Below are 16,632 nucleotides of genomic sequence, written 5' to 3'. Positions count from 1 at the left end.
GTCGCGGTTCCTGTGCGTCCCATTCCGTCACGGGTAGCCCCGTTGCGGTGACGTTCAGGTTTGGTTGCCGACACTGCAACCCTCAGCCGTTTGTGGCGTTGTGAAGATGTGGGACAGGACAAGGAGTTTTCCCATGGCGATCCGCGGCACCGTGGTGATGCTCGCCGTCGGCCTGACGGCGGGGCTGGTCGGGACCGCCGCGGCCGACTCCTGGAAGGATGAAAGCGGCAAGGGGCATTGGCGCGGCGGTTACGAGCGTGACGACGACGGATGGTCCGCGGGCGGCTACCGCCGCTATCGGAAGCATCACGCCTACAAGGAGAAGTACCGTCGCGGCGGTTGCGAGATCGAGCGCAAGTGGGACGGCGACGAGTACAAGGAAAAGATCAAGTGCAAGCGCGGCTGGGGGGCGCCGGCCTACGGCCATTATCGCGACTGACGCTGCAGGCGCTCGGCCCTTTCGCCGCGAAGCCATTCGCGGCGCCGGATTGCCGACGTGCCTCCCGTTGCCTAAGGTGCGCGGCGTTCCGGCGGCACCCGGCCTGCGATCGGCGGCCGCGGGACGAGACGATGCATCGACTGGGTGGTACGGGCTTCATGCGCTTTCACGGCACGGATTCCTACGTCGCGACGGAGGATCTCAAGGTTGCGGTCAATGCGGCGATCGTTCTCGAACGTCCGCTTCTCGTGAAGGGCGAGCCCGGCACCGGCAAGACCGTGCTTGCGGAGGAGATCGCCAAGGCGCTTGCTGCACCACTCCTCACCTGGCACGTGAAATCGACGACCAAGGCGCAGCAAGGCCTTTACGAGTATGATGCGGTGTCGCGCCTGCGCGACAGCCAGCTCGGCGACCCGCGCGTCTCCGACATCCGCAACTACATCAAGCGCGGCAAGCTGTGGGAGGCCTTCGCCTCCGGCCGTCGCCCCGTGCTGCTCATCGACGAGATCGACAAGGCGGACATCGAGTTCCCCAACGACCTCCTGCTCGAACTCGACCGCATGGAGTTCCATGTCTACGAGACGGGCGAGACCGTGCGGGCGGAGCAGCGTCCGATCGTGGTCATCACCTCCAACAACGAGAAGGAGCTGCCCGACGCCTTCCTGCGCCGCTGCTTCTTCCACTACATCCGTTTCCCGGACGAGGAGACGATGCGCGCCATCGTCGAGGTGCATTTTCCCGCCATCAAGAAGCGTCTCGTCGAGGAGGCGCTGCGCCTCTTCTTCGAGATCCGGGAGGTGCCGGGGCTGAAGAAAAAGCCCTCGACCTCGGAACTCCTCGACTGGCTGAAGCTCCTCATGGCCGAGGACATCGGCCCCGAGACGCTGCGCGAGCGCGACGCGCGCAAGCTCATCCCGCCGCTGCACGGCGCGCTGCTGAAGAACGAGCAGGACGTCAGTCTCTTCGAGAAACTCGCCTTCATGACGCGCCGCGAGGGGCGCTGACCGCCGGCCCCACGCGCCTCGCATGGCGGAATGGCACCGGTCGGGTTCCACCGCCGAGTGCATTCAGGTCCAGGTCGCGGAATGGCGGCACGTAACCGCCGATCTCCGACGTCTTCGGGAAGGCGCTGCTGCGCATCGGCCGTGGGGGCAGGCGACAGATCTCCTCGGCGGAAATGCCGATCGTGGTTGCATTGCGGCCCGTCCCCGGCATACATGCGCCTTCATTTCCTCGCGCAACGGGCCCATGCACAGGACATTGCGCTCGCTCAGGAAAAAACCCGGCTTCATGTCGGGGCTGGTCATGCCCGGCGCCGGCTGCCTCGTGGAGCTCCGCCGCGCGGATAGCCGCCTTGATCGCGTTTGACGTGCATAAATTAATATATTACTTGAATTCATACATTTGATTCATTGATCGGAGACAAGGGTGTCAGGGGATGAGGCGGGGGCCGGCCAGCCGCGCGACAGGCGGCGTTCCCGCGTCTGCGCGACGGTCGGCGTGCTGCTCGTGGTTGTGCTCCTCGGCCTCGTCGGGATAACGCTTGCGGCGAGCGGCGTGACGGTGCGCTGCCGCAGCGCCTTCGCTCTCATCCGCTGCTGACCGGCGGGCGTTTTCCGTGCTGTTTCCGCGAGTGTCGACCATGTTCAAGCTTCGTCGTGCGGCCGGCCCGCCATCCGCATCGGGGATCGCGGATGCGGGGTTCAGGCGCATCCGCCGCATCGGGCGTTTCGTGGCGGTCTTGGCGGTCCTGCTCGCCCTCCTCTGGCCGCTGGCGCTCGCTGCGAGCTGGGCCGACCTCGATTTCGTGCAGGGACGCTTGGCGACCGAATTCGGCGTCGCCGGCCGGCCCATCGACACGAGCGCGCAGACGCGGGCGCTCGCTTTCGCCCTGTCCATGCTGATCGTCGGGCCGAGCATGTACGGGCTCGTGCTGATCGCACGGCTCTTCACGGCCTTTGCGCGTGGGGTCGTGTTCGAGGAGGAGAACGCCCTGCGCCTGTCACGCTTTGCGCTCGTGCTCATCGTCACGAGCGTTGCGGCGCCCTTCGCGCGGCTTGCCACGAGCGTGCTCCTGACCATGGACAATGCGCCGGAAGAGCGCGTCATGGCGCTCCTCATCGAGGGCAGCGACCTGGTCGCCTTCCTCGCCGGCTGGGCGATCCTCGCCTTCGCCGCCATCTTCCGCGAGGCGGTCAGGCTCGCGCACGAGAACCGGCAGTTCGTGTGAGGGGCGCATGGCGATCGTCGTCAACCTCGACGTGATGCTGGCGAAGCGCAAGATGCGCTCGAAGGAGCTCGCCGCGGCCATCGGCCTGAGCGAGCAGAACGTCTCGCTGCTGAAGTCCGGCAAGGTGAAGGGCATGCGCTTCGAGACCCTGGAGAAGATCTGCGCCGTGCTCGACTGCCAGCCGGGCGACATCCTGGAGTACCGGCCGGATCTGCCTGCCGCCGGCGAAGGCGCGGCCTGACGAGAAGCCGCACCCTGCCGATGCGCCGCTGCATCGGCCGCGACCGGGTGCAGGGCGCCCGCCCGGGAAGAGCGCCCCGCACGGATGCGCGATCTTGTCAGCCGACGCGGGCAACGTAGGCCGAGACGGGCTCGATGGGCCTGCCGGCGAGGCGCTCGGCATCCTGCGAGATGGCGGCGTACTCGCCGGCCGCAACGGCGGCGTAGAGGCCGATCAGGGCCTCGACGAGGAACGGCGGCAGGCCTGCGGAGGCGAGGATCCTGCCGAATTCCTGCGGACCGGCATCGACCGCCTTGACCGCCATGCCGCGCTTGCGCGCGAGGACTTCGGCGATCTCGTCGAGATCGAGTGCCTCGGATCCGGTGAGCTCATAGGTCCTGTTCTCGTGGCCGCTGCCGGTGAGCGCGCCTGCGATGGCCGCAGCGATGTCGGCCCGCGTGATGTAGGCCACCTTGCCGGCGGCGCCGGGCAGGGCGAGCACACCGCTGTCTCGCGCGCGGGCCAGCGCGTTCGTCAGGTTCTCGGCATACTGGTTGTCGCGCAGGATGGTGTAGGGCACGCCGGAGGCCTTCAGATAGGCTTCCGTGTCGGCATGGATCCAGGCGAAGGGGAACAGGCTCGCCGGGGTGGCGTTGGTGAAGCTCGTATAGGCGATGCGGCCGACGCCGGCCTTCTTCGCCGCGTCGATGGCGGCGCGGTGCTGCCTGATGCGCACGTCCTTCGGTGCGTCGCCGGAGAGGACGAGCACGGTCCTGGCGCCTGCGAAGGCGGCGTCGAGACTCGCGGGATCGTCGAAATCGGCGCGCACCGTCCTGAAGCCCCGGGCGGCGAGATCGGCGATCTTGGCAGGATCGCGCGTCGCGAGCGTCGCCGCAGCGGGGGGCACACGCTCCGCCAGAGCCTCTGCCACGAGGCGGCCGAGCTGGCCGCCGGCACCCGTGATCACGATCATCGATGGTCTCCTTCGCGTCCCTGGATCGGTTACGGTTCGAGTGTCGGTATTGATTGGATACCATGTGGCGATCTAGAGGAGGGCGTCGCCTGTCACAAGGAGGGCGGCTTGCGTCACTCGGTGACGGCAGAGTAACCGGCTGCCCTCGCGGCCCAAGGGAGAGACCACCATGCCGGCGCGACGGCTGAAGGCGGACGCCTTCCATCCCTGCCCGGTGCGCGATGTGCTTGACCGCATCGGCGACCGCTGGAGCCTCCTCGTCCTCATGGAGCTGAGGGACGGGGCGATGCGTTTCACGGCGCTCAAGCGCGCGATCGGCGACATTTCGCAACGCATGCTCGCCCAGACGCTGCGGCGCCTGGAGCAGGACGGCTTCGTGTCGCGCACGGTCGAGCCCACCATCCCGCCGCGCGTGGACTATGCGCTGACCCCGCTCGGCCGCTCGCTGCTTGGCCCGCTCGTCAGCCTCGTCGAATGGGCCGACGAGAACCACGCGGCCGTCTGGGCGGCCCGTCGCGCCTATGTGCCGCCGCAGCCGCAGACAGCCCTGTGAACGGCGCGCCCGCGCGATGCACGCGGGGATGTTTGCCGGCGGACGGGGCCATTGTAGCCTGACGCCATGCGCCGTCTCATCCTGTTCCGCCACGCCAAGTCCGACTGGCCGCAGGGCGTTCCCGACCGCGAGCGCCCGCTCGCGCCGCGGGGGCGGCATGCGGCGCCGCGGATCGCCGCCTATCTCGCCGAACAGCATCTCACGCCGGATCTGGTGCTGATCTCGCCCGCGCGGCGGGCCCGCGAGACGTGGGAGATCGTCGCGCCCGCCTTCGCCGAGACGGTGCCGGCCCGCGAGGACGAGCGCCTTTACGAGGCCAGGGCGCAGGCCGTGCTCGACGTCGTGCGCGAGACGGAGGCCGGCGTGCGCACCCTCCTCGTCATCGGCCACAACCCGGGCTTCGAGGACCTGGCGCGCGTCCTCATTGGTCATGGCGACCGCTACGCCTACGCCCGCATGACGCACAAGTTCCCGACCTGCGGCATCGCGGTGATCGACTTTCCCGTCGAGGACTGGCGCGAGGTCGCCGAACGGGCGGGGCGCCTCGACCGCTTCGTCACGCCGAAGAGCCTCGGGGGCGAAGGCGAGTGACGCGCCGCCGCTCGACGGTCGGCGCGTGCCGAAAGGCGGGAGGCGGGCACCGGATACCTTGAAGCGCGCGACCGGAAGGGCCACCTTGCCGCGCGTGAGACCGCCGTCCTTTCTCGACGATACCGTCGACGCCCTGAAGAGTCTGGCCGACTACGCCGCGAACGCCGTGCGCCCGACGGTGCGGCTCGGCGTCACGGGGCTTGCCCGCTCGGGCAAGACGGTCTTCACCACCGCGCTCGTGCATCATCTCGTCAACACGACGCCGATGCCGGTCTTCCGCGTCTCGGTCGAAGGGCGCCTGCGGCGGGCGCGGCTCGCCGACCAGCCGGACGACACGGTGCCGCGCTTCCCTTACGAGGAGCACATGGCGTCCCTCGCGGAGCCCGGCCGCCGCTGGCCGGAATCGACGCGGCGCATCGCGGAGCTGCGGGTCGAGATCGACTACGAGCGTGCCGCCGGCTGGCGCCGGGGGCCGGCGACGCTCGCTCTCGACATCGTCGACTACCCGGGTGAGTGGCTCCTCGATCTCGCGCTCATCGAAACGAGCTATTCCGAATGGTCGCGCGACACGCTCGCCGGAAGCCACAAGCCGGATCGGGCGCCGCTTGCCGCCGCGTGGCACGCGCATCTTGCCGCGCTCGGGGCGAACGAGCCGGCGGAGGAGCCGGCCATCGCCCGGGCGAGCGAGCTGTTCAAGCAATATCTCGCGGCCCTGCGCGCGGGGCCCGAGGCGGTGGCGACGACGCCGCCCGGCCGCTTCCTCATGCCGGGTGACCTCGACGGTTCGCCGGCGCTGACCTTCTCGCCGCTCGTGCTCGCGCCCGACGCGCCGATCGTGCCGGGGAGTGTTGCGGCGCAGATGGAGCGGCGCTTCGAGGCCTACAAGGCGCAGGTCGTGCGCCCCTTCTTCCGCGAGCACTTCGCCAGGCTCGACCGGCAGATCGTGCTCGTCGACGTGCTCTCGGCGCTCGATGCCGGGCCGGCGGCGCTGGCGGAACTCGAGACCGCGCTCGACCGCGTGCTCGCGGCTTTCCGCGCCGGTCGCAACACGCTCGCCTCGAGCCTGTTCGCACCGCGCATCGACAAGGTGCTGTTCGCCGCGACCAAGGCCGACCATCTGCATCGCCGCGACCATGCCCGGCTCGAGGCGATCCTGCGCCTCCTCGTCGAGCGGGCGTTGCGCCGCACGAAGGGCGCCGGTGCCGCAGCCGAGACGATGGCGCTCGCCTCCGTGCGGGCGACGCGCGAGGTTGGCGTGCGCGACGGCGCGCAGACCTTCGCGGCCATCGCGGGCACCCCGGAGGCGGGCGAGCGCATCGGCAACCAGTGTTTCGACGGCGACAGCGAGGCCGCGATCTTCCCCGGCGAGCTGCCGGACGATCCGCAGGCGATCTTCTCCGGTGCCGTCGAGGCCGGGTCGCTGCGCTTTCCCCGCTTCCGCCCGCCCCGGCGCATCGCGGATGCGGGCGGCCGCCTGGCGGCGTTGCCGCACATCCGCCTTGACCGGGCGCTCGAATTCCTGATCGGCGACAGGCTCGCCTGAGGAGGTCCGCATGAGCAAGGCGCCGCGCGCCTTCCGCCTCGACGATCCCGACGTTGTCAGCCTGCCCCAGGGCGAAACACCCGCGGTGACGTCGGGCGGCGTGGTCGTCGTTCCGGACGAGGAGCCGGCGGCCGAGGTCGCCGGGGTCGCCCCGCGCCGACGGCGCATGCCATGGCTCGGCCTGCTCCTCTCGGCGCTCGGCGGCCTGCTGCTCATGGGCCTCGGGCTCGCGCTCGAGCGCATGATCGCAGAGCTGTTCGCGAGCCATCCGGCCTTCGGCTGGCTGGCGCTCGGGCTCGCTGCCCTCGCCGGCCTGGCCTTCCTCGGCCTGCTCGGGCGCGAGGCGGCGGGCGTCCTGCGCGAGCGGCGCATCGAGGCGTTGCGGCGCCGGGCAGCCGAGGCGCGGGAGAGGAAGGATGACGCCGCGGCCGAGGCGGTCGTGCGCGACCTCGCGGCGCTCTATGCGCGCAGGCCGGAGACGGCCAGCGCGAGGGCCGCCATCGCCGCGCTCGGGGACGCCATTATCGACGCACCCGACCGGCTCGCCATCGCCGAGCGGGAGCTCATGACAGCCATGGACCGCGAGGCGAGGCGCATCGTCGCCGAGGCTGCCCGGCAGGTGTCGCTCGTGACGGCGGTCAGCCCGCGGGCGATCGTCGACGTCGCCTTCGTGCTCTATGCCTCGGCGCGGCTCGTGCGACGCATCGCGGCGCTCTATGGCGGCAGGCCCGGATTCCTTGGCTTCCTGCGGCTCTCTGGCCATGTGCTCACGCACCTGACGCTCACGGGCAGCATCGCGGTGGGCGACGGCCTCCTGCAGCAGGTCATGGGCCTCGGACTCGCGGCACGCGTCTCGGCAAGGCTCGGGGAGGGGGTGCTCAACGGCCTCCTCACCGCGCGCGTCGGCCTGTCGGCCATCGCCGTGTGCCGGCCGATGCCCTTCGCGGCCCTGGAGGCGCCGGCACTTGTTGACGTCGCAGCGAGCCTGTTCGACCGCAAGGCTGGCGAGCCGGCCGGGGCGGAGGCGCCCGGCGAGGCGCGCTGAGGGCGTGATCCCGCGCGGCCGGGCATGCTCCCGGGCCGCGTCGCGGCGAGCAGGGAAGGGGTGTCCGACCCGGCAAATCCTGCCCGTCGGACGTCGGCCACCGAGCCCTTTTGGCCGGGTCTCCCCCCTCGCTCGACGGGAAATCCCAGGCGAATGAACGCTTTCGGGCTTGGCATGAGCCTTGCGCAGCCTGCCGCGGTTGCGTGTGTCCGCCGCGCCAGCCGGGCCCGCCAGAGTGCGCGGGCCGGCCTCATGCCGGCGGCGGTCGTGGAGGTTAGAGAGTCATGGGCGTTTTCGGTGCCATGCTGACGGCCGTGTCGGGCCTCAGGTCACAGTCCTACGCGCTCGAGAACATCTCGGGCAACATCGCGAATTCGCAGACGACCGGCTTCAAGCGGGTGGATACGGCCTTCTCCGATCTCATTCCCGACATGCCGCGCGGACGCGAGGTGGCGGGTTCGGTCGCCGCCTATGCGCGGGCGACGAATTCGACGCCCGGCGACCGCCAGAACAGCTCCGTCGGCACGCATCTCGCCCTCAATGGCGAGGGCTTTTTCACGGTGGCGCAGCGCAGCGGCTACACGAACGGCCTGCCGAGCTTCAACGGCCAGCAGTTCTACACCCGGCGCGGCGATTTCGAGGTCGACCGCGACGGCTACCTCGTGAACGGGTCCGGCTACTATCTCGTCGGCCGCGCCTTCGACCCGCTGACCGGCGCGCCGAGCGCCACGACGGGGCCGATCCAGCTTCCCACCACGGCGATCCCGGCGAAACGCACTGCGACCATCACCTATTCCGGCAACCTGCCGCGCGGGGCGACGGCCATGAACGGCGCCATCTTCCCGCCGGCGACGACGAGCATCTCCGCCGCCAACGAGAGCGCCTTCCTCAGCCAGTCGATCGCCGGCGGTACGACCACGGTCTACACGGCGGCCGGCGATGCCGTCAGCCTCGAGGTGCGCTGGGGCAAGTTCAGCGATGGTACATGGGGCATGTTCTACCGCTCGAACAATCCGCCCGACGTATGGACGAAGGCCGGCAGCAACGTCTCCTTCAATGCCGACGGCAGCCCCGCCGGCGCCGTGGGCCCCTTCAACCTCTCGCCCCTCGTGGCGAACGGGCAGACCATCGGCAACGTGACCATCAACTTCCCGACCGGCAAGTTCACGCAATACGCCAATGCGAGCGGCCTTGCGGAGGTCGACCTCAAGGCGGACGGCTACACGGCGGGCAAGCTCAACGGCATCACCATCTCAAGCGACGGCCGCGTGAACGGCAGCTACTCGAACGGCCAGGTCCTGCCGCTGTCGCAGATCCAGATCGCCCAGTTCAACGCCGACAACTCGCTGCAGCGCCTCAACGGCGGCATCTTCGCCGAGACCTTCGAATCCGGCGCGCCCATCTACGGCCTCGGCTCCTCGTCGGTCGCGTCGGGCGCGCTTGAGGCCTCCAACGTCGATATCGCCGAGGAATTCTCGAAGATGATCGTCACGCAACAGGCCTATTCGGCCAACACGCGCGTCGTGACCACGGCGCAGCAGATGCTGTCCGACGTCATCAACATCGTCCGCTGAGGCGGGCGGCGATCGTTTCTCGTGAGTGAGGGCGGGCGGCGAGGCGGCTGACGCTTCGCCGCATCCCCCACCAGAGCCGGAGTGCTGTCATGGGCATGATGTCCACACTCGGAGCGGCGCTGTCGGGCCTGCGTGTGACGCAAGCCGGCATCGACGTCGTCGCGCAGAACGTTTCCAACGCCGATTCCGTCGGCTACACGCGCCGGCGGCTCAACGCCGTGCAGCAGGTCGTCGGCGGGCAGACGACCGGCGTCACGAATGCCGGCATCGAGCGCATCCTCGACCGTATCCTGCAGCGCCAGCTCCGCCTGGAAACGGCGGGGGGCGCCTATACGGACGTCAAGGCGCGCTACCACACGACGCTCGACCAGCTCTACGGCGGGCCCGGCGGCACGGGGGCGCTGGACACGAATTTCAACGACCTGACCAAGCAGCTCCAGGCGCTGATCACCGACCCTTCGTCCTATTCGACACGTTCGGCCGTCCTCGAGAAGGCGCAGACGCTGGCGACCCGCATCAACAGCATCTCCAACAGCATCCAGGGGCTGCGCAATGATGCCGAGGCGGCGCTCGCGGCCTCGGTCTCACGTGCGAACGACCTCCTGACGAGCATCACCGACGTCAACGCCAAGATTGTCGGCACGGGCACCGAGCGGCCCAGCGCGGCCCTGCTCGACGAGCGCGACCGCATGATCAACGAGCTGTCGCGGCTCATCGACGTCAAGGTGACCGAGAACGCCAACGGTTCGGTGAGCATCGCGACGACGGGCGGCCTGACGCTCTTCGACGGCAATTCGGCGCTGAAGCTGAGCTTCGACCAGCGGGCCAATATCGGGGCCGGAGCGCTCTACGACACCGATGCGACGAAGCGCGGCGTGGGCACGATCACGGCGGTCGACCAGTCCGGCCGCAGCATCGACCTCCTCGCCACCGGCATGATCCGCTCCGGCGAGATCGCGGCCTATGTCGAGCAGCGCGACAAGATCCTGGTGGAAGCGCAGCGCCAGCTCGACGAGCTCGCCGCCCGCCTCGCCAGCGCCGTGTCTGACAGGCAGGTGGCGGGCACGGCGATCGCCAACGGCTTCCAGGTGGACCTGACGGGGCTGCAGCGGGGCAATGCCGTGACCGTCGATTATGTCGACGGCGGCGTCACCAAGCGCGTGACCTTCGTCAATGCGAGCGGCCCCTCGGCTACACTGCCCGGCAACACGACCGCTGATCCGACGGACAGCGTCGTCAGCATCGACTTCTCCGGCCCTGCGGCCAGCGTCGAGGCGGCGATCAAGGCCGCGCTCGGGCCGAATGTCACTGTCACCTTCGCCGCCGGCACGCTCAGCGTGGTCGACGACGGGGGCCCGCCCGTCGACATTACGGGCCTTTCGGCCTCGATCACGGCGACGAGCCTGACCGGCGGGGTCGAGCTGCCGCTCTTCGTCGACGCGGGCAATGCCAGCGCGCCCTACACCGGCTCGCTCGAGGCAGGCGCGCAGAAGACCGGCTTCGCGCAGCGCATCGCCGTCAATCCGGCGCTCATCGCCGACCGCTCGAAGCTCGTCGTCTTCAGCGCGACGACGCCGGCAGGTGACTCGCAGCGGCCGCAATATGTTCTCGACCGCCTGACGAAGACGAACTTCATGTTCGCGCCGGAGACCGGCATCGGCGGCGGCTCGGCCCCCTACGTCGGCAATATCGGTGACTTCGCCCGGCGCATCGTCGAGCGGCAGGGCAGCAACGCCGAGGTCGCCAAGAGGCTCGACGAAGGGCAGAAGATCGTCCTCAACGCGGTGGAGGCACGCTTTGCCGAGACGGCCGGGGTCAATGTCGACCAGGAGATGTCGCAGCTCATCGTGCTGCAGACCGCCTACTCCGCCAATGCGCGCGTGATGACCGCGGTCAAGGACATGATGGACCTGCTGTTGCGGATGTGAGGAGAGGGCCGACGATGGCCATCAACAGTTTCAAACCCGGTTCCGTCTCGGCGCAGCGGTCGAGCAGCCTCTTCGTGAACATGCGTGCCGAGCTCAACACGCTCATGCAGCAGATCTCGACGGGCAAGCTCTCCGATACCTACGGCGGCCTCGGCTTCGACCGGCGCACGAGCCTCGATTTCCGGGCCCAGCTCTCGACGATCGCCGGCTACAAGACGAGCATCCAGGACGGCGACCTGCGCCTCAAGCTCATGAACCAGAGCCTGGAGCGCATCGCCAAGATCACGCGCGAAGCCAAGACCGACGTCCCGCCCGGCAACTTCACCCCTGCTCCGGACGGGCGCACGCTCGGTCAGAAGCAGGCCGAGGAGCGCTTGCGCGAGGCAATCGACCTTCTCAATACCGGCGCCAACGGCCGCTACCTCTTCTCGGGGAAGGCGGCGGACGTGAAGCCGGTGGAGTCCTTCGACCTGATGATGAATGGGGACGGCGCGCGGGCCGGCCTCAAGGCCCTGATGGACGAGCGCAAGCGCGCCGACCGCGGCGCGCTCGACGGCAGCGGGCGTTACCTCGGGCGCCTCGCGCTGTCGCGGGCGGGCACCACCGTCAATCTCGGCGAGACGGTCGCGGGCCTGCCCTTCGGCTTCAAGATCAGCGGGGCGACGTCCAGCAACACGACGGCGATGCCGGTCACCGGTCCGGGCGGATCGCCCACGACGGTCTCGTTCGACGTCGCGGCCCAGCCCAAGGACGGCGACAAGGTCAGCGTTCTCCTCACCCTGCCCGACGGGACGCAGGAGACGATCGAGCTCGTGGCGCGCATGACGCCCAACCCGAGCTCGACCGAGAAGGCCTTCATCATCGGCGCGACGCCGGCCGACACGGCGACCAATCTCGAGGCGGCACTCGGCAGCGCCGTCGATCAGAAGGCACGCACGGCGCTCGCCGCCTCCTCGTCCATCGTGGCGTCGAAGAACTTCTTCGCCGGCACGCTCGACAATCCGCCCAAGCGCATCGCCGGCGCGCCGGAGAGCGCGGTGACGACCGTGCCGGGCACGACGGCCGACACGGTCGTCTGGTACAAGGGCACGTCGCAGCCCTCCGGCGGCGGCGTCGATTCGCTCGCCGCGCGTGCCTCGTCGGTCCTTCGCATCGACAGCTCGCAGGTCGCGGCCATCGGCGCGCAAGCGAACGAGGACGGCATCGCCCATGCGCTCGCGCATTTCGCCGTGCTCGCCGCCGAGACCTTCCCCGCGAGCGAGACGACGGCCGCCGCCCGCTACGATGCGGTGGCGGAGCGCATCCGCACCAACCTCGACTATCCCGGTGGCACCCAACGCGTGGAGGACATCATCGTCGAGCTCGCCAATGCCGGCACCGCCATGAAGGCGGCGACGGAGCGGCACAAGACGACGGAAGGTTTCCTCAACTCGGTCGTGGACGGCGTCGAGAACATCAGCCAGGAGCAGGTCGCCGCCTCGATCCTCGCCCTGCAGACGCGCCTGCAGGCGACCTATCAGACGACGGCCATCCTGTCGAAGCTGACGCTCACCAATTATCTGTGAGGCCGTCGTCGGCCTCCATGGGTCAAGAAAGCGCGCGGGAACCCTCTCGCGCGCTGTCTCATTGGGCGCGGGCGAGCGCAGCCTGCAGCGCCACGAGTTCGTGGCGGAGGCGCTTCGCCTCGTCCGGCGCGAGGCCGCTGGCGCAGCCGATTGCCCGAGGCACGTCAGCCGCGGCCTCCCTGAGGGCGCGGCCCTTGTCGGTGAGGGTGACGCGCAATTGCCGTTCATCCTCGGGCAGGCGCGCGCGATGGACGAGGCCCATCGTTTCCAGCCGCTTCAGGAGCGGCGTCAATGTCCCGGAATCGAGATGCAGACGCTCGCCGATCTCGCGCATCGTCGGGCCGTCGTGCTCCCAGAGAAGCAGCATGACGAGATACTGCGGATAGGTGAGCCCGAGCTTGCCGAGCAGCGGCTTGTAGGCGCGCGTGAAGGCATGGCCTGCCGCGTAGACGGCGAAGCAGACCTGGTTGTCGAGCCGCAGGGATTCATCCGCCTTGCGTCGCACGCGTGTCGGCTCCTTCCGTCGCTCGCGCTCGATGGCACGCGGGCATGAGGCCGGCGCGAGACCGGTTCGCTTGCTCGGGCCGCCCGACGGCAGCCGCTCCCGCTTCGTTCCTATGGTAGCCGGTTTTCGCTTGTGCACGATCAGTTTGTGCATGGGTGCAGTGCGTCGAATTCAATTGCGCACAATTAAAATGCGTGCAATTGATAACGCATCGAGGTGAAGGAGGCGCTGCCGTGCCTCCCGGATGAAGGAGCAAGCGATGAAGATCCTCTACAAGGCGCGTGCGACGGCGACGGGCGGGCGCGACGGCCGTGCCAGAACCTCCGACGGCCAGCTCGACGTGGCGCTGGCGGTGCCGAAGGAGATGGGCGGCCCGGGCGGCGCCACCAATCCCGAGCAGCTCTTCGCCGCCGGCTACTCGGCCTGCTTTCTCGGAGCGTTGAAGTTCGTCGCCGGCAAGGAGGGCAAGCGCCTGCCGGCGGAGGCGACAGTCGCGGCGGAGGTCGGCATCGGTGAGCTCCCCGGAGGTTTCGGTATCGACGTCGATCTCAGGATCGCGCTGCCCGGCATCGACAAGGCCGAGGCCGATGCGCTTGTCGAGAAGGCACACAAGGTCTGCCCCTACTCGAATGCGATCCGCGGCAATGTGGACGTGCGTCTGAGCGTCGCGTGAGCGGCGGTCGGCAGGGGTCGTCAAAGGAAAGGGCCGGCGCAACGCCGGCCCTCTGGGCTCGCGAATTCGCAGAAGGCCCGTGGTCAGCTCGCGGCCTTCAGCTCCACCGGAGGGCGGGTACGCAGGCCGGCCGCGAGCTCGCGGTTGATGTTGACGAGGATCGCCAGCTTCTCCGGAGCAGGCTCGCTCAGGATCGAAAGGGTGTGGTTGAAGATGAACAGACCGAGATTGGCGATGTTCTGCCGCAGGGGCTTGGGCAGGGGGTTGTCCTCGCGCGTCACCGACGTCACCAGGATCGTCCAGAGCTTGCGGTTGTAGGTGAGGGCACCGTCGAGATCGCCTTCCCGGGCGGGCCAGTCGTCGCGAACGGCCTGAAGCCTGGTCGCGGCCTTCATCAGAATGTTGGCTTCAAGCTCCCTGGGGGATTGGGTCGTTTGGGCCACCCTGGCGTAGGCGGTCGCCGCGTGTTGCATGCGCGATCAACTCCTGCTCGTACTCTATCAGGCTCTTGGCGGCCTTCAGTGCCTTGTAGAGATCGCCGCTTAAGATGCGGTTATTGATCTCGGCCACAGTCGCGAGAGCGCTCGGTGCGGCCTCGAGAAACTGGCGGACCAGCTCGAAATAGGCCTCGTAGTGCGGGCTCAGGTCCTGCGACAGGTACATGAGCTGCACGGCGAGATAGATGCTCTTGGCGGGCGTGTCGGCGCTCGCCGGGTTGAGGATGTCCTTTTCGCGCAGGATCGGCGCCTCGCCCTCGATGAAGAGGCGCGTGCGTTGGTCGTCGTTGCGGATGACGACCTTGCCGATGATGATCCGCTCGTGCGGCTTGAGTTCCACCTTGAGCGCCATTGCCTCGCCTCCTTGCGCAAGGAAGGGGAGGCGGGGACAGTCGCCCCCGCCGCGGTCTTGCGACGCCTCAGCCGCCGAAGAGGCGTAGCACCGCCTGGTCCGCCTGGGCGGCCATCGAGAGGGCGGTCTGCGAGAGCTGCTGGCGCGTCTGCAGGGCAAGGAGGTTCGCGCCCTCCTCGTTGTTGTCGGCGAGGACGAGCTGGTCGGCACCGGTGTTGAGCGTCAGGATCGCCTGCTTGGTGAAGTCCTGCCGGGTCTGCACCACCGTGAGGTTGGCGCCGAAGGTGGAGGCCTGCGAGCGCAGCTTCGTCAGCGCCTTGGTGAGCTGGTCGACCACGACGGCGATGTCGGCGTCCGACTGGAACTGCGAGATCGAGCCGCCGATGCCGAGGCCGTCCGCCGAGAAGCGCACGCCCTCGATGACGAGGGAGCTCGTGTTCGCCTCGTTGAAGACGACGCGCAGCGACTCGGCATTGAGCAGGTTGATGCCGTTGTAGCTCGCGTCCTTCGCCACCTGGTTCATCTGCACGAGCAGCTCGTCGAACTGCTTCGCCATGGCCTGGCGGACGGTGTTGATCGAACCCTTGACGGTGTGGACACCCGTCGCGTCCGGCACGTTGGTGCCAAAGAGGTTTTTCAGTCGGTTTACCGGGACGCTGGTCGAGTCCTGCACCTCAAGGCCGAGGTCGTTGCCGTCGAGGGTCTCGATCCGCAGCTTGCCGAAGTCGTCGAGCGAGGCGCGGACGGTCTTCGGGCCGGCGGCCGGGTTGAGCGTCGTGTTCGTGTTGATCTTGTCGATCAGGTTCTGGACCGTGTCGCCGGCCGCGACCGCAATCGACACAGCCGGAGCAGCGCCGACCTTGATCATGAGCTGGTCGCCGGCCGTCATGCCGAGGGCAGGGGCGGCGCCGACGAGGGCTGTCGTCGCGCTCGTCGCCTTCTCGGCCACGACCTTCGGCGAGGTCGAGGCGGACTGCAGGGCCTGACGCATGGTGGCCTGCGCAGTCTCGACGAGCTTGGTCAGTGCCTTGATGCCGCCGTCGGCCGCCTCCAGCGTCTTCACCGCCTGGCCGATGCCATCGAGCAGGCGGCCGAGGTCGCTGGCGCGGGCGTTGAGGCCGGAGGCGGTGAAGAAGTTGCCCGGGTTGTCCAAGGCGGAATTGACCTTCTTGCCGGTGGCGAGGCGGTTCTGCGTGACACCGAGCAGATCCGCGGTCTTCTGCAGCGACAGAAGGTTCTGGCGAACGCCTTGAGACAGGACAATATCGGACATGCGCAACCCCGTGGTGAAATGGGGGGCTTGCTTGCCCCCTCGATCGCCCGGGAGAATGCTTTGTTAACCCTAATGGAGGGTTAACGGGCCGATTATCCGCCGGTTCGCCGCAATCGTGGCCGAAAACGAAGCGGCGGCGGGGAGGGCCCCGCCGCCGCGTCTTTCCTTCGTCGGTCCGCTCGTCCGCCGGACCGTCCTCAGCCGAAGAGGCGGAGGACGGCGCTCTCGGACTGGTTGGCCATGGACATGGCCGTCTGCGAGAGCTGCTGGCGCGTCTGCAGGGCGAGGAGCTTGGCGCCTTCCTCATTCGGATCGGCGAGCACCAGGGCATCCGCGCCAGTGGTGAGCGTGTGGACGAGGCCCTTGGTGAAGTCCTGGCGGTTCTGCAGCACCGAGAGGTTGGCGCCGAAGGTCGATGCCTGGGCGCGCAGCGTCTCGGCCGCGCTCTTCAGCTCGGCGAGGGCCGCGTTGATGTCCGAGTCGGCCTGGAAGTCGTTCTTGGCGAGCGAAACCTTGAGGCCGGTGGAGTCGAAGTAGACACCCTGGATCTTCTGCTTGCTCGAGCCCGTCTCGTTGAAATAGGTGGTCATCGAGTCGCCGGCGAGCAGGTTGATGCCGTTGTAGCTGGCATCCTTCGACAGCTGGTCGATCTGCGTGCGCAGCTCCGCGAC

General features: G+C 68.6%; 19 protein-coding genes. 13 read left to right on the top strand and 6 right to left on the bottom strand.

Features of this window, described 5'->3' with window-relative positions; translation table 11 throughout:
* Nucleotides 1-133: 133 nt before the first annotated feature.
* From QNA08_RS09555 to QNA08_RS09535, 5 genes are all read left to right on the top strand, one after another.
* A complete protein-coding gene (locus QNA08_RS09555) occupies nucleotides 134-439 on the top strand; it encodes a hypothetical protein (RefSeq protein ID WP_283740473.1) in 306 nt (101 codons plus the stop codon).
* 158 nt (nucleotides 440-597) lie between these two features.
* Nucleotides 598-1,443, top strand: coding sequence for an AAA family ATPase (locus QNA08_RS09550; RefSeq protein ID WP_283740653.1), 846 nt, complete (start codon nucleotides 598-600; stop codon nucleotides 1,441-1,443).
* A 424-nt stretch (nucleotides 1,444-1,867) separates the two neighbouring features.
* A complete protein-coding gene (locus QNA08_RS09545; RefSeq protein ID WP_283740472.1) occupies nucleotides 1,868-2,041 on the top strand; it encodes a hypothetical protein in 174 nt (57 codons plus the stop codon).
* 40 nt (nucleotides 2,042-2,081) lie between these two features.
* Nucleotides 2,082-2,669 carry a DUF2975 domain-containing protein gene (locus QNA08_RS09540; RefSeq protein WP_283740471.1) on the top strand — a complete coding sequence of 196 codons (588 nt, stop codon included), beginning with the start codon at nucleotides 2,082-2,084 and terminating at the stop codon, nucleotides 2,667-2,669.
* Nucleotides 2,670-2,676: 7 nt separating this feature from the next.
* On the top strand, nucleotides 2,677-2,910 hold the full coding sequence (locus tag QNA08_RS09535; protein WP_283740470.1) for a helix-turn-helix domain-containing protein: 234 nt from the start codon (nucleotides 2,677-2,679) through the stop codon (nucleotides 2,908-2,910).
* Between the two features lie 97 nt (nucleotides 2,911-3,007).
* Here QNA08_RS09535 and QNA08_RS09530 read toward each other — a convergent pair whose 3' ends face one another.
* Nucleotides 3,008-3,862, bottom strand: a complete 855-nt coding sequence (locus QNA08_RS09530; protein WP_283740469.1) for an SDR family oxidoreductase — start codon at nucleotides 3,860-3,862, stop codon at nucleotides 3,008-3,010.
* Between the two features lie 169 nt (nucleotides 3,863-4,031).
* Between QNA08_RS09530 and QNA08_RS09525 the strand changes: the two genes are divergently transcribed.
* The 7 genes from QNA08_RS09525 (at nucleotide 4,032) to QNA08_RS09495 (ending at nucleotide 12,661) form a co-directional block, all read left to right on the top strand.
* Nucleotides 4,032-4,415 carry a winged helix-turn-helix transcriptional regulator gene (locus tag QNA08_RS09525; protein ID WP_283740468.1) on the top strand — a complete coding sequence of 128 codons (384 nt, stop codon included), beginning with the start codon at nucleotides 4,032-4,034 and terminating at the stop codon, nucleotides 4,413-4,415.
* A gap of 66 nt (nucleotides 4,416-4,481) precedes the next feature.
* Nucleotides 4,482-5,006 carry a SixA phosphatase family protein gene (locus QNA08_RS09520; protein ID WP_283740467.1) on the top strand — a complete coding sequence of 175 codons (525 nt, stop codon included), beginning with the start codon at nucleotides 4,482-4,484 and terminating at the stop codon, nucleotides 5,004-5,006.
* 94 nt (nucleotides 5,007-5,100) lie between these two features.
* Nucleotides 5,101-6,549, top strand: coding sequence for a YcjX family GTP-binding protein (locus QNA08_RS09515; RefSeq protein ID WP_283740652.1), 1,449 nt, complete (start codon nucleotides 5,101-5,103; stop codon nucleotides 6,547-6,549).
* Between the two features lie 10 nt (nucleotides 6,550-6,559).
* The gene (locus QNA08_RS09510; protein ID WP_283740466.1) at nucleotides 6,560-7,594 is read left to right on the top strand and encodes a YcjF family protein; all 1,035 of its coding nucleotides are present in this window, start codon (nucleotides 6,560-6,562) and stop codon (nucleotides 7,592-7,594) included.
* Between the two features lie 284 nt (nucleotides 7,595-7,878).
* Complete coding sequence (locus tag QNA08_RS09505; protein WP_283740465.1) at nucleotides 7,879-9,168, top strand: flagellar hook protein FlgE; 1,290 nt, start codon at nucleotides 7,879-7,881, stop codon at nucleotides 9,166-9,168.
* An 89-nt stretch (nucleotides 9,169-9,257) separates the two neighbouring features.
* On the top strand, nucleotides 9,258-11,096 hold the full coding sequence (gene flgK / locus QNA08_RS09500) for a flagellar hook-associated protein FlgK (RefSeq protein ID WP_283740464.1): 1,839 nt from the start codon (nucleotides 9,258-9,260) through the stop codon (nucleotides 11,094-11,096).
* A 14-nt stretch (nucleotides 11,097-11,110) separates the two neighbouring features.
* Entirely contained in the window at nucleotides 11,111-12,661 is a 1,551-nt protein-coding gene (locus tag QNA08_RS09495) for a flagellar biosynthesis protein FlgL (RefSeq protein WP_283740463.1), read from the top strand.
* Nucleotides 12,662-12,719: 58 nt separating this feature from the next.
* On the opposite strand, the gene QNA08_RS09490 is transcribed toward QNA08_RS09495, so the two are convergent.
* Nucleotides 12,720-13,166: a MarR family winged helix-turn-helix transcriptional regulator gene (locus QNA08_RS09490; protein WP_283740462.1), complete on the bottom strand. Its 447-nt coding sequence runs from the start codon at nucleotides 13,164-13,166 to the stop codon at nucleotides 12,720-12,722.
* A gap of 259 nt (nucleotides 13,167-13,425) precedes the next feature.
* Here QNA08_RS09490 and QNA08_RS09485 point away from each other — a divergent pair, with 259 nt between their 5' ends.
* Nucleotides 13,426-13,839 (top strand): organic hydroperoxide resistance protein, encoded by a 414-nt coding sequence (locus tag QNA08_RS09485; protein WP_283740461.1) that lies wholly within the window; start codon nucleotides 13,426-13,428, stop codon nucleotides 13,837-13,839.
* Nucleotides 13,840-13,922: 83 nt separating this feature from the next.
* Here QNA08_RS09485 and flaF read toward each other — a convergent pair whose 3' ends face one another.
* The 4 genes from flaF to QNA08_RS09465 form a co-directional block, all read right to left on the bottom strand.
* Nucleotides 13,923-14,312 carry a flagellar biosynthesis regulator FlaF gene (gene flaF, locus QNA08_RS09480; RefSeq protein ID WP_283740460.1) on the bottom strand — a complete coding sequence of 130 codons (390 nt, stop codon included), beginning with the start codon at nucleotides 14,310-14,312 and terminating at the stop codon, nucleotides 13,923-13,925.
* Complete coding sequence (gene flbT / locus QNA08_RS09475) at nucleotides 14,248-14,688, bottom strand: flagellar biosynthesis repressor FlbT (RefSeq protein ID WP_283740459.1); 441 nt, start codon at nucleotides 14,686-14,688, stop codon at nucleotides 14,248-14,250. The genes flaF and flbT overlap by 65 nt, the downstream gene beginning before the upstream one ends.
* Nucleotides 14,689-14,755: 67 nt before the next feature.
* Nucleotides 14,756-15,961 (bottom strand): flagellin N-terminal helical domain-containing protein, encoded by a 1,206-nt coding sequence (locus QNA08_RS09470; protein WP_283740458.1) that lies wholly within the window; start codon nucleotides 15,959-15,961, stop codon nucleotides 14,756-14,758.
* Nucleotides 15,962-16,158: 197 nt separating this feature from the next.
* The coding region (locus tag QNA08_RS09465; protein ID WP_283740457.1) for a flagellin at nucleotides 16,159-16,632 on the bottom strand (474 nt) is incomplete at its 5' end.

The sequence above is a fragment of the Chelatococcus albus genome (assembly GCF_030067675.1).
Lineage (GTDB): Bacteria > Pseudomonadota > Alphaproteobacteria > Rhizobiales > Beijerinckiaceae > Chelatococcus_A > Chelatococcus_A albus.
The sequence above is the reverse complement of the archived record's forward strand: the minus strand, read 5'-3'. Positions and strand labels throughout refer to the sequence as shown.

Excerpts from the sequence above, each read along its gene's own strand:
- QNA08_RS09525 (WP_283740468.1), top strand. The coding sequence starts at position 4,032 with ATGCCGGCGCGACGGCTGAAGGCGGACGCCTTCCATCCCTGCCCGGTG.
- QNA08_RS09470 (WP_283740458.1), bottom strand. The coding sequence starts at position 15,961 with ATGTCCGATATTGTCCTGTCTCAAGGCGTTCGCCAGAACCTTCTGTCG.
- QNA08_RS09495 (WP_283740463.1), top strand. The coding sequence starts at position 11,111 with ATGGCCATCAACAGTTTCAAACCCGGTTCCGTCTCGGCGCAGCGGTCG.
- QNA08_RS09530 (WP_283740469.1), bottom strand. The coding sequence starts at position 3,862 with ATGATCGTGATCACGGGTGCCGGCGGCCAGCTCGGCCGCCTCGTGGCA.
- QNA08_RS09520 (WP_283740467.1), top strand. The coding sequence starts at position 4,482 with ATGCGCCGTCTCATCCTGTTCCGCCACGCCAAGTCCGACTGGCCGCAG.
- QNA08_RS09555 (WP_283740473.1), top strand. The coding sequence starts at position 134 with ATGGCGATCCGCGGCACCGTGGTGATGCTCGCCGTCGGCCTGACGGCG.
- flaF (WP_283740460.1), bottom strand. The coding sequence starts at position 14,312 with ATGCAACACGCGGCGACCGCCTACGCCAGGGTGGCCCAAACGACCCAA.
- QNA08_RS09550 (WP_283740653.1), top strand. The coding sequence starts at position 598 with ATGCGCTTTCACGGCACGGATTCCTACGTCGCGACGGAGGATCTCAAG.
- QNA08_RS09535 (WP_283740470.1), top strand. The coding sequence starts at position 2,677 with ATGGCGATCGTCGTCAACCTCGACGTGATGCTGGCGAAGCGCAAGATG.
- QNA08_RS09485 (WP_283740461.1), top strand. The coding sequence starts at position 13,426 with ATGAAGATCCTCTACAAGGCGCGTGCGACGGCGACGGGCGGGCGCGAC.
- QNA08_RS09540 (WP_283740471.1), top strand. The coding sequence starts at position 2,082 with ATGTTCAAGCTTCGTCGTGCGGCCGGCCCGCCATCCGCATCGGGGATC.
- flgK (WP_283740464.1), top strand. The coding sequence starts at position 9,258 with ATGGGCATGATGTCCACACTCGGAGCGGCGCTGTCGGGCCTGCGTGTG.
- flbT (WP_283740459.1), bottom strand. The coding sequence starts at position 14,688 with ATGGCGCTCAAGGTGGAACTCAAGCCGCACGAGCGGATCATCATCGGC.
- QNA08_RS09510 (WP_283740466.1), top strand. The coding sequence starts at position 6,560 with ATGAGCAAGGCGCCGCGCGCCTTCCGCCTCGACGATCCCGACGTTGTC.
- QNA08_RS09505 (WP_283740465.1), top strand. The coding sequence starts at position 7,879 with ATGGGCGTTTTCGGTGCCATGCTGACGGCCGTGTCGGGCCTCAGGTCA.